The following is a 14,455-nucleotide window of genomic DNA, read 5'->3' as shown; positions in this document are numbered from 1 at the left end:
CAATTAATAATCACCACCAATAATTATCAGGGAGAATGTATCATGTCGAAGCTGATCAAGTTATCTGTTGCAGATATTGTTTATCATCTGAAATTATCTTGTCAAATTCCGAATTTTCTAGAAGCGATCGCTACTGCCAGAATTATTACGGAGGCTGCTGTACAAGCGGGGATTGAAATCTCGATAGAAGAACTACAACAAGCTGCTGATAGTCTGCGTTTTACTTACCAATTATTCAAGGCAGAAGACACTTGGAATTGGCTGAATAAACATTATCTTTCTTTAGATGACTTTGAAGATATGGCTAAAACTAATTTACTATCTGCTAAATTAGCTAATCATTTATTTGCTGATAAGATTGAACCTTTTTTTTATGCTCATAAAATTGACTATACTGGGGCTGTAACTTATGAAGTTATCTTAGATGATGAAGATTTAGCTTTAGAGTTATTTTATGCTTTAAAAGAAGGTGAAATTAGTTTTCAAGAAATTGCTCGTCAATACATCCAAACCCCAGAAATTCGGCGTGCAGGTGGATATCAAGGAATTCGTTATCGGCGAGATTTTCGCCCAGAAATTGCGGCGGCGGTTTTTGCTGCTACTCCTCCCCAAATCCTCAAACCCATCATTACACCCCAAGGTGTACATATCATTGCTGTCGAAGAAATTATTACTCCTACATTAGATGAACAGCGACGGTTGCAAATTACTAGAGAGTTATTCTCAATTTGGCTAGCAGAGCAAATCAATAACGTCGAAGTTGTCGCTGAATTGAACTGAAGGATTTAAGAGAACGAAGCCCTCATTTATAGGGAATAGGAAACAGGCAATAGTCATCAAAGCCTGACTGAATATCGGTTTTCGTGCCTGTTCCCGTGGGTTAAGGCTGGGTTATTACTCATTTTTGCTGATCTATTATCATATCTGCTAAATATCGTCATCACCACTAAGTTCTAGTTTCCATTGTGATCTCTAATCAAAGAAATAAATTTAGGTAAATTTGGGAACACTAAATAAAGGTATTTAATATTCTCTGCAATTATGACCATCAACGATTATGGAACTCACCACCAATTAAACCAGCAAGACTGTTGTCAACAGTTAGAGCTAGTAATGCAGTACCAGAAAATCTTGACGAGGATTTTAGCGAAAATTCGGGCATCTGTGAGTTTAGAGTCTCTTTGCTCGACTTCTTGTCAAGATATTGGTAGACAATTGAAAATTGAGCGCATAGCCATCTATCGCTTTAATGCTGATTGGAGTGGTAGTTTCATCAATCGTTTTGGTTTTGCAGAATCTCCGTGGAATACACTGACTGCTTTTGGCCAGGACTTAGTTTGGCAAGATTCCCATCTGCAAGAAACTCAAGGGGGACGTTATCGGAAAAATGAACCATTCGCTGTGGCTGATATTTACAGTGCAGGTCACGCCCGTTGTCATATTGAAGTATTAGAACAGTTTCAGATTCGAGCATATGCGATCGCACCGATTTTTGTGGGTGCTAAACTCTGGGGTTTACTAGCCGCCTATCAACATTCTACCCCCAGACATTGGTATCCCCATGAGGTAGAATTCTTAGCGCAGGCTGCTAGTCATTTGGGTGTGGGGATGCAGCAAGCAGAAATGCTGGAAGCAACCAAACAACGCACCACCGAATTACAAGATGCGATCGCCCGTCAACGGACTTTAGCAGAAGTTGTGAGCAATATTCGCTCCTCCGTCGATACAGGAATCATTCTCAACACGGCTTGTCAAGAACTGTGTCAATTACTGAAGCTAGAACGAGCCGCAGTATATCGTTTTCATCCCGACTGGAGTGGCGAATTTGTCAGTCAATTTGGGATGGTAGAACCGCTATGGGATAGAATCCAACCCTTTGGCAAAAATATGGTTTGGGAAGATAGCCACCTCAAAGAAACCCAAGGGGGACGCTACCGCAATAACGAAAGTTTTGCTGTCAATGATATTTATCAAGCTGGACATTCGCGCTGTCACATTGACATTCTAGAGCAATTTAAAATTCGGGCTTATGTCTTAGCACCCATCTTCACCGGCGCAAAACTCTGGGGACTCATCGCCGCCTATCAACATTCTGGCCCCCGCCAATGGGCAAATTACGAAATTGAGTTTTTAGGACAGGTAGGAGCGCAATTAGGCGTGGCGATTCAGCAGGCCGATAACTTTGTCCAGTCCAAACAACAAGCGATCGCCCTCCAAGAAGCGATCGCTCGTCAGCGCGCCCTGACGGAAGTAGTGGGTAAAATTCGCTCTTCCCTCGATATTGATTTGATTTTGAAAACCACTTGTCAAGAAGTCTGTAAACTACTAAAAGTTGAGCGTGTCGGCGTTTATCGCTTTAATCCCGACTGGAGTGGCGAATTTGTCAGTAATTTCGGCATGGTAGAAGCCCAGTGGGATAGCATCAATCCCTTTGGTAAAAATCTGGTTTGGGAAGACACCCATCTACAAGAAACTAAAGGCGGACGCTACCGCAACAATGAAAATTTTGCAGTTAACGACATCTATCAAGCCGGACACTCTCGTTGTCACTTAGATATTTTAGAACAGTTCAAAATTCGCGCCTATGTATTAACCCCTATTTTCGTAGGGCGGAATCTCTGGGGATTGCTGGCGGCTTATCAACATTCTGCCCCCCGTCAGTGGGATCATGTGGAAGTGGAATTTTTAGGACAGGTAGCTAGTCAACTAGGAGTAGCACTGCAAAGTTCCCAAATGGTGACGCAAATTCAAACTCGTATGGATGAACTACATCAATCGGCAGAACAACGACGCATTTTATTTGATTTAGTCGTCAAAATCCGCGAATCTTTGGATTTAGACACCATCTTCAAAAGCATGGTTCAAGAAATTAGGCGATCGCTCACAGCAGATCGAGTCGGAATCTTCCGTTTTGATCCCCATGTCGGTTTTTGTAGTGGGGAATTCATCGCCGAAGACGTAGTACCGAAGTTTAATTCTGCCCTTGCAGTCAAGGTGCAAGACTATTGCTTTGGCGATCAGTTCGCACCCCAATACCGTCAAGGAGAAATACAAGTCATCTCTGATGTCAACAGTGTCGGGACAAAAGTACCCCATTTAGATATCATTGAAAAATTCCAAGTCAAAGCCCAGATTGTCGTCCCCTTAAAAGAAGGTGATGAACTTTGGGGATTGTTGTGTATTCATCAATGCACCCATGCGCGCCAGTGGGACGACAGCGAATTAGAATTTGTCACCCAAGTAGCGGCTCAAATGAGCGTTGCACTGCGTCAAGCTAACTTGTTTCAACAATCTAGTTTACTCGGTCAAACCCGTGAAGAAGCCAATCAACTAGCGCAGACTTTAAAAGAACTACGCAAAGCTCAAATGCAAATTGTTCATGCTGAAAAAATGGCTAGCTTGGGACAACTAGTAGCTGGAGTGGCTCATGAAATTAATAATCCCATCAATTTTATTCACGGTAACTTAGAACACGCCAACCAATACACCCAAGATTTACTGCGTTGTGTAGAACTTTATCAACGTTATCACCCCCATGCTGCACCAGAGATTCTAGAGTTTCTCAAGCAAGCCGAAATAGAGTTTTTATTTGACGACTTACCAAAATTATTCCAGTCAATGAAGGTGGGTACTGAGCGAGTTTGTGAAATTGTCACCTCATTGCGAAACTTTTCCCGCCTAGATGAAGCTGACTTTAAAGTCGCCAATATTCACGAAGGCATTGATAGCACATTAATGATTTTGCAACACCGTTTAAAGTCCTCACCAGAGAATCCTGTAATTCATGTCACCAAAGATTATGATGATTTACCCCAGATAGAATGCTATCCTGGTCAGCTCAATCAAGTGTTTATGAATCTATTATCTAATGCCATTGATGCCCTAGAAGAACGCCATACCCAAGCCAAACCAGAAGCGATCGCAGATCATCCCAGCGAAATCCGTATTTCTACTTCCCGCGTCAACCAAGACTGGATCAGTATTCGGATTGCAGATAATGGACTAGGCATGGATGAAAAGGTACTGTCTCGCTTGTTCGATCCGTTTTTTACGACTAAAGTCGTCGGTAAAGGTACAGGATTAGGACTCTCTATCAGCTATCAAATTGTCACAGATAAACACAAAGGCAAGATATACTGTCAATCCGAACTAGGTAAAGGTACAGAATTTGTCGTTGAGTTACCAATTCATCAGGTAGCAGGTTAGGGTTGGGATTGGGGATTGGGGACTGGGGATTGGGGACAAGGGAGACAAGGTAGGCTTGACTTCGATGCCCCATGCCCAAAGTTCTCTAATTTTGAATTTTGAATTTTGAATTGACCAGCCCCATGCCCTATTCCCTTAATGATTTAAAGCCAGTTCTCGCCGCCTCGGAACATCATAAGTCATGAAATCATAAGCCATTTCCGTCTTTGGAAAAATAGCACGGGCTTCTTTGAGTAAATCTCTCAACTCCACGACATTACCAGGGGCGTAGCGTGGACTAAAGTGAGTCATGATCAATTTACGCACACCCGCAGTTAATGCTGTTTGTGCTGCCATTGTGGTTGTTGAGTGTAGTCTCTGAAAAGCCATATCTGCGTCTTGATGAGCAAAAGTAGCTTCATGAATTAATACATCAGCATCCTGTGCCAATTCCACTGCACCATCACAATAAATCGTATCTGTACAGTAGGCAATTTTACGCCCTATTTCCGTAGGGCCACATAATTCTGTACCGTGGATGACTCGCCCATCTTCTAAAGTGACAGTCTCGCCCCGTTTGAGTTGACCATAAATCCGTCCTGGGGGGATTTGCAAGCTTTTAGCTTTTTCTACGTCAAAACGTCCGGCGCGGTCTTTTTCAGCTACGCGATAGCCAAAAGCTGTAATCCGGTGATGTAAAAGACCACAAGTCACAGTAAATTCCTCATCTTCATAGATGACACCAGGGCGGACGGTATGAACCTTAATCGGATAGGAAAAATGTGTATGGGAGTAACGAGAAGCCGCTTGGAGATAGTCATTTAGTCCGGGTGGCCCGTATATATCAACTCTCTCCACATTTCCCGCTAAACCGCAACTAGCCAAAAGTCCCGTCAAGCCAAAAATGTGGTCGCCGTGCATATGGGTGACAAAAATGCGAGAGATTTGGCTAGTTTTCAGTTCACTCCGCAAAAGTTGGTGCTGAGTACCTTCACCACAGTCGAATAGCCAAAATTCTGCCCTTTGCGGTAATCTGAGGGCAACACTAGAAACATTACGTGATTTTGTAGGTACACCGGAACTTGTCCCCAAAAATGTGATCTGCACAGCGTTTTCTAGCCTTTCTTTTGCTGAATTTAAAGCTCTGTCTTCTATAGTGGCATGATTATTCAGCAAATTTACAACTGGTTTAGGGGTATGGGGGTGTAAGGGTGTAAGGGTGTAAGGGAAACTTATCTACGTTTTTATTAATTAACGGCTTTAGTTTTAAAGCATCAGAGGAATCTTTTGGCGGTTTTTGATCATCGGGTGGCTGATAAGTTGCTAATGCTACCTGAAGGGGACTGATAAACATACTGAGAATGCAAATGAGCAAAAGTTTGTGCAAAGGACATTTTCTGTGAGTCATATTTTCCCCCTTGCGGTATGGCACTGCTCAAAGATTCGGCAAATTTGAGGTTGATACTTACCTGTTATATTTCTGGGGAGATCAAAAATTGCTGCTAAAATTGCGGGAAAACATTCTGGAATTTAGCAATTACCAAATTTAACGGGGAACGGGGAACAGCTTAGTAGGGTGCGTCAGTATGAATAACCTCTTGGTATAGTTAGGTTTTCTCTCACTGACGCACCCTACAGTTTGGATATTTTTTATCTGGAAGTCCCTTCCCAAATTTAACGGACAACAGGGAACAGGTGAGAAGGAATCAAATATAAGTCCTAGAGAATATCTAGTGCTGACTCATTGTTCATAAAACAGTAATTTTGTGGTTTGTTCCAGCACCTTTAATCCTTGCAAAGAACCCCGAATTAGGCGATTTGCTGCTATGGGTTGACGGATAAATTGCCATGCTAGAGATAAAGGTTTTAAAGAACCATCAGAATCGATCGCTGTTGAGATGTCGGGGATATCATAATTGCAATCATCACTAACTACTCTTAAGATTGCCACTTCTACACCAATGTGATGAAAAAACTCCAGAACAGCGAAGCCTTCCATATCCACCACATCAACCCCCATTGTTTCCCCAAGATAGCGTTTTTCGGTGGCAGAACAAATCACGCGATCGCTTGTCAATGATTTAACTACATTGACTATTGACTGGATATGTGAATTGACTATATGACTACATTCCAGTGTTTGTTGTTGATAAAGGCAATTTTGATACAGCACAACATCCCCAACTTTGTACTGTTGAGTTAAACTACCACATAAACCGACAACTAATATTCCGGCTTTGACTTGATTCTCAAAGTCTTTGGTTTGTGACCATTGTTGTAAATATTCTCTGACAGCCTGAACACCTACTGGTATGGATTTCACAGTCGGCTGTTCACCTGTCACGCACTTTAAACCGCGACAAACCGCCCCATATTCTGCACCCTGCGGAACTAAAACCGTTAGCATTTTATTTCTTAGGAATAATCACCGAGGTTAAGCACGCTTCAACATGAGTAACATATAACGGATTATATAGCATCCGCTACTCAAGCTAGTGGGTCAAAAAGATCAGTGACTATAGGAATCATATTTGACTCCTGTATTAACGTTGCTTTACTAAGGTCAATATTATTGGTTACAAATAGTTTCTGACTTTGAGAACATGATTCTTATCTACTTATACTAAAAATATTATTAGCTTTATCTATAAAATTGAGAACTGCTAAACCTACCTTACTATTTTCTTTTAATAACATAGCACTTAGAGAATTAAGGCTACTTTCTAAATCTGCATAACTAGAAACACCGTATGGAATATACTCTGCTGACACAAAATCTCTACGATTCTTGGGAATATTAGGATTAATTTGGCTAATTTTATTTCTCATGATTTTAATTTTTCTTTCTATTCCTTTCTTGACTGAATTATTTGATGACTTAGATTCACTATATAAATTGATCAAAGTCTCTACTAGTTCCTCATCTAAGGTTGATGTTCGTGCTGACGCATGTCCAAACATTGTCCCTCCACCAACGTAAGCTCCAGTTAAACCAATGTGACTATGACGGTATTTTTGATATAGATTACGATATGTATTAATCCTTTGTCTAGTGGAGTTAGGAAAAGCTGCTAGTCTTCTATTATTACGTTCTCTATGACATTCTGCATAGGTTACATAAGCTCTGTCTGTTCCTGCTAGAGAGGAATCACCAGTAACTTTGTAAAAATATTCTTCCCAGGTTTTTTTACCTAGAGACAACATTTGCTGACAAGTCAATCCTGCTCTATCTTCATTTTTATTATCCTGAGCAACAACAGGAGATACAAATATAAAAATAGAACTGATAGCTATGAATAAAATTTGTTTATCTAGTAATTTTGTATTTTGCATCATATTCTTTTCTATGTGATTTATAATTACTTGTTTAAATATTTTTCTATAAATATTTATTAGTATTATTCATATCAAGTTATAACTCGCTAACGCTGACGTTTAAGTTCATATCAACATGAAAGTTTTTGTGGAGTTAACTAATATTAACTGTTTATGATTTTTTGTATGTTTGATGGCTCAGGTGTTTTAATAGTCATTGAATTAAGCAAATATGACCGACTAATTTTAAGTAGTAATTGCTATGCAATTTGTTACATATTACTCATGCAAAATGTTTTTAACATCAGTGATTATTCTTAATAAATAACCAAGGTATCAAAGTATGTGATTGAAAGTGGAACTAAAATTAAAATGAAAAAATGTAGCAGACAGGCGATCGCTAATCATTGGTTATTGGTTATGATTCACTAGCCCATAGTCAACAGTGACTGTAAAGTGCCTTAGTGTTTCCCCTACTCACTCTTGTCTCTGTAAAAACATTCCACTTTCATCTGGAAGAAACGCACACACTACCTATCGCCTACTACTGTTTGTCGTCAACAGCAAGATAATCGTCTTGCTTCGTTCAGTCAATTATTGTAGTAGCATGGCAAATAATTATGTCTTCCGCGTGATGATTTCCCAAGATGGCAAAGCTTAATGGCTCAAAATCTGCACGAGAGCGTTTTAATATTTCGCGATTAGCCATTGAGTATTCATGGCTAACGGTAAGTTTCTGGATTGCGGTGGCTGTAGCTGGGTTTCTAGCTTTCAGTTCTCTCAAGTATGCTCTATTTCCAGATATTACCTTCCCAGTAGTAGTAGTAAATGCTACTGCTCCCCTGCAAACGGCTGTTGATACTGAAAAAAAGCTGGCCATCCCCATAGAAGAAAAGCTGAATTCTCTAAAAGCAGAAGGATTAGAGGATATTCGCTCATCTAGTTATCCAGGACAAGCGGCTGTCAGCTTATCTTTTGCTGTAGGAACAAATCTAGAAACATCTACTCGCAATGTCGAAACTGCACTCAAGCAGCTGACTTTACCCCAGGAAGCGAATTATAAAATTATTCCCCTGAATTTAAATGAATCGGCGGCTGTGAGTTACGCTCTGGAAAGCTCTACAAAAACTCTCACTGATTTAACGAAACTGGCAAACGATAAAATTATCCCAGCGATCGCTAAATTACCAGGAGTTTTAAAAGTCTCTCTTTTAGGCGTTCCGAATACAGCGTCTCCCCTCAACCCCACAAATAACACGGCGGCTTTACCTCAAGGGGGAGCGACTTTAGTCAGATTTAATGGTCAAGAAGCATTAGCATTTCAAGTCATCAAGCGTGGCGATGCTAACACTTTAGAAGTAGTCAGCCGAGTTGAAAAGGAAGTCCAAAAACTCCGCACAGACTTTAAAGATATTAAATTCACCCTAGCGTCTACCCAAGCGGAATATATCCGTCATGCTACCCAGTCAACTATAGATGCGTTAATAGAAGCCATTGTTTTAGCGATCGTCGTCATTTTCCCATTTTTATGGAATTGGCGCGCCACTCTCATTTCTGCTTTGGCAATTCCTACGTCATTACTGGCGACGATGATTGTCATGGCGATATTTGGCTTTAACTTAGAGACAATTACGCTGTTAGCCTTAGCGTTAATTATCGGTAGCGTTGTGGATGATGCCATCATCGATGTAGAAAACATCCTGCGCCACATCCAAGAAGGTGAAACTCCCCGCCAAGCTGCACACTCAGCCACAGATGAAATCGGTTTAACAGTCGTCGCCACTACCGCCACTGCGATCGCAGTTTTCTTACCGATTGGTTTAATGGGTGGAGTAGTAGGACAATTTTTCAAGCCATTCGGCATTACAGTTTCCGCCGCCTACATTGTTTCTACCTTAGTAGCACGGACTTTATCACCAGTTTTATCTATTTACTGGCTAAAACCACCACAAACAGCTTCTCGACGTAGAGAAATCGACATCGGCGTATATTTTACTGAAGCTTATCGCAATTTACTAGCTTGGTCGTTAAACCATCGCACTATAATTATCGGTTTAGCCGTACTCAGTTTTGCTGGCGGAATGGCGATCGTTCCCTTCATTCCCAAAGGATTTATCCCCAAATTAGATCGCGGTGAATTCAATATTACCTACACCGCACCCTTACCGAAAATCCCTGATTTAGCAGCTTTGCAACAGTTAGCACAACAACAAAGCAGAGGAGCAGAGGAGCAGAGGAGCAGAGGAGCAGTTTCACCCAATACCCAATCCCCTATTCCCAATGCCCAATTCCCAATTCCTAACCCCCTGAATGATTCTCTAGAAGTAGCCAAAAAACTAGAAGCGGTGGTGAGAAAATACCCAGATGTGGAGACAGTATTTACCACCGTCGGTTCGCGGGAGGGTGAACCCAATAAGGGAACGCTGTATGTCAAACTCAAGGAAGACCGCAAAATTAAAACCGCAGAACTACAAGACGAATTACGGCAAAATTTGCCTAAGCTTCCCGGCGTGACTACCAGCGTTGAAGATATTCAATTTGTAGACACCGGTGGACAAAAACCTTTACAACTAGCACTGCGCGGTAATGATCTCCAGACTTTAAATCAAGCAGCGAAAAAGTTGAAAGACCGAATTACCAAACTCCCTGGATTTGCAGATGTCACTGTTACAGGCGAAACCAACAATACTGGACAAGTGTTTCAAATTGAACGCTTGAACAGTCAACGGGTAGCTTATATTAGTGCCAACTTAGGTCAGGATTTAACTTTGGGTGATGCGACAGATAAAATTCTGGCGGAAGCCAAAACAGTATTACCTAATGATGTCACTCCCGACTTAGGGGGAGATTCTGCCCGTCAAAATGAAGTTTTTGGTAGCTTCGCCACGACTTTGATTTTATCGACCTTGTGTATCATCGTTGTGTTAATTTTACTGTTCAAAAGCTGGGTAGATCCGATAGTCATCGGCGTTTCTCTCCCCTTGGCTGTGGTGGGAGCAATGTTAGCATTACTCTTTACCAAGAGCGATTTCGGGATGATTTCCCTAATTGGTTTTGTATTCTTGCTAGGACAGGCGAACAAAAACGCTATTTTGTTGGTAGATTTCATTAATCAGCTACGCCAAGCCGGTTTAGCACGTACAGAAGCCATCTTGAAAGCAGGGCCAATCAGACTCAGACCAATTATGATCACCACTGTTTCCACTATTGTCGGGATGCTACCCATTGCCTTGGGCTTTGGTGCTGGTTCAGAATTGCGATCGCCTATGGCTGTAGCTATTGCTGGTGGTTTGGTCACATCCAGTATCCTCAGCTTGATTGTTGTCCCCGTAGTCTACGCCGTCTTAGACGATTGGTTTCCTCGATTTAAGCAGGTGAAAGACTAATGCAAGTATTTGTCACAGGGGGAACTGGTTTTATTGGCTCTCATGTGGTGCGCCTATTGTTGCAGCAGGGATACCAAGTCAAAGCACTTGTACGCCCGAATAGTAACTTGGGTAATCTGCAAGGGTTAGATGTGGAAATTGTCAAGGGTGATCTCAATCATCCCGAACTATGGCAACAGATGCTTGGTTGCAAGTATCTCTTTCATGTCGCCGCCCATTATTCCCTGTGGCAAAAAGACCGGGATTTACTCTATCTTTACAACGTCGAGGGAACAGCCAATGTGTTAAATGCTGCCCAAAAAGCTGGCATTGAGCGCACTGTATATACAAGTTCCGTAGCAGCGATTGGTGTGGGTGCATCTGGTGAAATTGTCGGTGAAACCCACCAAAGCCCTGTGGAAAAGTTGGTAGGAGATTACAAAAAATCGAAATTTCTCGCCGAACAAGTCGCCGTCAAAGCCGCAGCTAATGGTCAAGATGTCGTCATTGTCAACCCTAGCAGCCCCATTGGGGCATTAGATATTAAACCCACACCCACAGGTGAGATTATCTTGCGGTTTTTGCGGCGACAAATGCCAGCCTACGTCAACACCGGACTCAACTTTATTGATGTGCGCGATGTCGCCTGGGGACATTTATTAGCATTGCAAAAAGGAAGAAAAGGCGATCGCTATATTCTAGGCCATCAAAACCTCACCCTCAAACAACTACTAGAACAACTCGCAGACATCACAAAAATTCCCGCACCCCAATACACAGTCCCTAACTGGCTACCTCTAACTGTCGCTTGGGTTGACGAAAAAATTCTCGCACCTCTAGGCAAAACCCCCACCGTTCCCCTAGATGGTGTGCGAATGTCACAGCAGACAATGTATTACAATCCTGACAAAGCCGTTAGAGAATTAGGACTACCCCAATCCCCCATCAATATCGCCCTCAAAGACGCTGTAGATTGGTTTTTAGCTAATGGCTATGTAAATTAGGGCATGGGGCATGGGGCATGGGGCATATCAATTCAAAATACCCTTATGGGAAGCAAGCTACAAAATACCCTACGGGTATTCTGCGAGAATGCCTTTAGCGAACGCGGTAGCGTTGCCAAGCATTGGCTTACGCCTACAAAATTCAAGAGTTTTCTGCCTCTGCTCCCCAATCCCCAATCCCCAATCCCCAGCGAAGCACTGAGCTTGTCGAAGTGTCCCCAATCCCCAATCCCCAATCCCCAATCCCCCTCCTAACTAAAAATTCTGAAAGCGTTATACTAATTTTCCGTACTTCTACTCTTTAAATATTTGATGATTTCTACCTACAGCAAATCTTTTATGTTCCTAATGGTGCTTTGATCTATATAGAGAGGAGTGAATAACAAAAATGGCGATTAATCTACAACAAGCTATAGACATTGGTAAGTATCTAGTAACTCAACGCCTTTTGGGGCGGAAAAAGTTTCCTCTAGTTTTGATGCTAGAACCACTGTTTCGCTGTAATTTAGCGTGTTCTGGTTGCGGTAAAATTCAACATCCTACAGAAATACTCAAGCAAAACTTAACTCCAGAACAGTGCTTTGCGGCTGTAGACGAGTGCGGCGCGCCTGTAGTCTCAATTCCTGGTGGTGAACCCCTACTACACCCCCAAATTGACGAAATTGTCAAGGGTTTAGTAGAACGCAAAAAGTATGTTTATTTATGTACCAACGGCTTGTTATTAGAAAAAAGCCTCGATAAGTTTCAGCCTTCTCAATATTTAACTTTCAGCGTTCATTTAGATGGATTGCGAGAATGGCATGATCAATGTGTAGACCGTAAAGGCGTATTTGATATTGCCGTCAAAGCCATCAAAGCGGCTAAAGCTAGAGGATTTCGCGTCACCACCAACACCACAATTTTTGCAGGTTGTGACCCCAAACAAATGCAGGAGTTTTTTGATTTCCTAGAAACCCTCAATACTGATGGGATGATGATTTCTCCAGGTTACAGCTACGAATGGGCCCCAGACCAAGACCATTTCCTCCAACGCGAACAAACCCGTGCCTTATTTAGAGAAATTCTCGCCCCTTATAAATCTGGTCAGAAAAACTGGAATTTCAACCACAACCCCCTATTCCTAGATTTTCTCATCGGTGAAAAAGATTACGAATGCACACCTTGGGGTAGTCCTAGTTACAGCGTTTTAGGTTGGCAAAAGCCTTGTTATTTATTAAATGAAGGATATTACAGCACCTTCAAGGAATTACTCGAATCAACCGACTGGAGTAAATATGGCCGCGCTAGTGGTAATCCTAAATGTGCTGATTGTATGGTTCACTGTGGCTATGAACCTACAGCCGCAATGGATGCTATGCAGCCGCAAAACATCGCCCGTTCTCTAGGGACAGTGTTTGGGAAGTAGTTTCAAAGCGGATTCCTATAGATACCCGACTTTTTGAGAAAGTCGGGTATCTGAATAACAGCAATCTGTCAAATAGACCAAGGATTAAAGATTATAACCCCTGTTTCGGCAAAATCATGTTCGTTGCGACTGACTAATGTTAGATAACGTTGCAGGACTATCGCAGCAATTAAAGAATCGATAACTTTATTTTAACGTAAGTATTATTTCGGGTTTTTGTCTAGGAATTGCCTCGTAACTCTAGGTTAAAACTTCCTATATCCCAATACCGTTCAGTTAGCGTCAAAAACCTTAAACCGCGTAGGTTGGGCTGAGGAACAAAACCCAACATTTTTGCCGATTTGTTGGGTTTCCTAACGTCAACCCAACCTTGTATATTGAGGGAAGTAGTAGACCGTCCCAACCTTGGTCACAATAGACCGCTATGTAGCACGGGTCACTACAACAATCTCGTTGACAGAACTCGAACAGTCGCCAGGGGTAAAACTTTAAATACACAGAGTTAACGTATACAGCCCGTATCGGGCTGTTTGATGAGTGAAATCAGGGAGATGCAGTTTTTAGCAACATTAACTGTATCTGTGAGAGTAAAAGATGGAAAATACTGGTCAATGGGTAGGAATTAATGTCAGTAAAGCCGCTTTGGATGTTTATATCCATCCGATGGGTAAAGCCATAAAAGTGGCAAATACAGGAAGTGAAATATCAACACTTGTTAATCAACTCAAATTCTACAATCTAAATCTGATTAGACATCTCCAAAATAGTATATTTTGTGGTAAAAGAACATCATAATAAGTTGTTTGACACATCCCATTAAAAAAGGCAAGAATCCAGAATTAACACTCGAACAAAAAGCAGAAAACAAAGCTTTTTCTGCCAAACGAATTTTTGTAGAACATCGGATTAGATCAGTCAAAATATTTCGAGTTGTCCAAGAAAGATTTCGGTTAAATCCTCACAAGTATGAGCCAGTAATTTTGACAATTTGTGGACTAGTAAGATTCCGAATTGGTGCGCTGATATTACCCACACAAATATCAGCGATACTACCTAACTAAAATCAACGCACATCACTGAATATTTTGGCATAATTATCAATGATAAACATCTCAAAGCCTTATTTTATCGTATGTTTCTCTAATTTATTATGACTGTATTTCTATCTTGTATGCCATTCA

General features: G+C 41.6%; 11 protein-coding genes and 1 pseudogene. 8 read left to right on the top strand and 4 right to left on the bottom strand.

The window, feature by feature from the left end; all coding sequences use genetic code 11:
• Window positions 1–42: 42 nt before the first annotated feature.
• On the top strand, window positions 43–780 hold the full coding sequence (locus ACQFX9_RS17705) for a peptidylprolyl isomerase (protein WP_427157333.1): 738 nt from the start codon (window positions 43–45) through the stop codon (window positions 778–780).
• 261 nt (window positions 781–1,041) lie between these two features.
• Window positions 1,042–4,206, top strand: a complete 3,165-nt coding sequence (locus tag ACQFX9_RS17700; RefSeq protein ID WP_427157331.1) for a GAF domain-containing sensor histidine kinase — start codon at window positions 1,042–1,044, stop codon at window positions 4,204–4,206.
• Window positions 4,207–4,341: 135 nt separating this feature from the next.
• Here the strand turns inward: ACQFX9_RS17700 and ACQFX9_RS17695 are convergent, their stop codons facing one another.
• The 4 genes from ACQFX9_RS17695 to ACQFX9_RS17680 all read right to left on the bottom strand — a co-directional run bounded on the left by ACQFX9_RS17695 (window position 4,342) and on the right by ACQFX9_RS17680 (window position 7,521).
• Entirely contained in the window at window positions 4,342–5,292 is a 951-nt protein-coding gene (locus ACQFX9_RS17695) for a ribonuclease Z (RefSeq protein WP_427162924.1), read from the bottom strand.
• 82 nt (window positions 5,293–5,374) lie between these two features.
• A complete protein-coding gene (locus tag ACQFX9_RS17690) occupies window positions 5,375–5,539 on the bottom strand; it encodes a hypothetical protein (protein ID WP_427157329.1) in 165 nt (54 codons plus the stop codon).
• Window positions 5,540–5,926: 387 nt separating this feature from the next.
• Window positions 5,927–6,592: a phosphorylase gene (locus tag ACQFX9_RS17685; protein WP_427157328.1), complete on the bottom strand. Its 666-nt coding sequence runs from the start codon at window positions 6,590–6,592 to the stop codon at window positions 5,927–5,929.
• Between the two features lie 203 nt (window positions 6,593–6,795).
• The gene (locus ACQFX9_RS17680; RefSeq protein ID WP_427157326.1) at window positions 6,796–7,521 is read right to left on the bottom strand and encodes a hypothetical protein; all 726 of its coding nucleotides are present in this window, start codon (window positions 7,519–7,521) and stop codon (window positions 6,796–6,798) included.
• Window positions 7,522–8,147: 626 nt separating this feature from the next.
• On the opposite strand from ACQFX9_RS17680, the gene ACQFX9_RS17675 reads away from it, so the two are divergent.
• The 6 genes and pseudogenes from ACQFX9_RS17675 to ACQFX9_RS17650 all read left to right on the top strand — a co-directional run bounded on the left by ACQFX9_RS17675 (window position 8,148) and on the right by ACQFX9_RS17650 (window position 14,335).
• Entirely contained in the window at window positions 8,148–10,886 is a 2,739-nt protein-coding gene (locus tag ACQFX9_RS17675) for an efflux RND transporter permease subunit (protein ID WP_427157324.1), read from the top strand.
• The gene (hpnA, locus tag ACQFX9_RS17670; protein ID WP_427157323.1) at window positions 10,886–11,869 is read left to right on the top strand and encodes a hopanoid-associated sugar epimerase; all 984 of its coding nucleotides are present in this window, start codon (window positions 10,886–10,888) and stop codon (window positions 11,867–11,869) included. The genes ACQFX9_RS17675 and hpnA overlap by 1 nt, the downstream gene beginning before the upstream one ends.
• A 45-nt stretch (window positions 11,870–11,914) precedes the next feature.
• Window positions 11,915–12,124 carry a hypothetical protein gene (locus ACQFX9_RS17665; protein ID WP_427157322.1) on the top strand — a complete coding sequence of 70 codons (210 nt, stop codon included), beginning with the start codon at window positions 11,915–11,917 and terminating at the stop codon, window positions 12,122–12,124.
• A gap of 133 nt (window positions 12,125–12,257) precedes the next feature.
• Window positions 12,258–13,274, top strand: a complete 1,017-nt coding sequence (gene hpnH / locus ACQFX9_RS17660) for an adenosyl-hopene transferase HpnH (RefSeq protein ID WP_427157321.1) — start codon at window positions 12,258–12,260, stop codon at window positions 13,272–13,274.
• Window positions 13,275–13,868: 594 nt separating this feature from the next.
• Window positions 13,869–14,024, top strand: a pseudogene (locus ACQFX9_RS17655) (IS110 family transposase); the annotation flags it as partial.
• A 53-nt stretch (window positions 14,025–14,077) separates the two neighbouring features.
• Window positions 14,078–14,335, top strand: a complete 258-nt coding sequence (locus ACQFX9_RS17650; protein WP_427157320.1) for a transposase family protein — start codon at window positions 14,078–14,080, stop codon at window positions 14,333–14,335.
• Window positions 14,336–14,455 lie beyond the last annotated feature (120 nt).

This window comes from Aliinostoc sp. HNIBRCY26 (assembly GCF_050235535.1).
Taxonomy (GTDB): domain Bacteria; phylum Cyanobacteriota; class Cyanobacteriia; order Cyanobacteriales; family Nostocaceae; genus Trichormus.
This window is presented reverse-complemented; position numbering and strand designations above follow the sequence as displayed.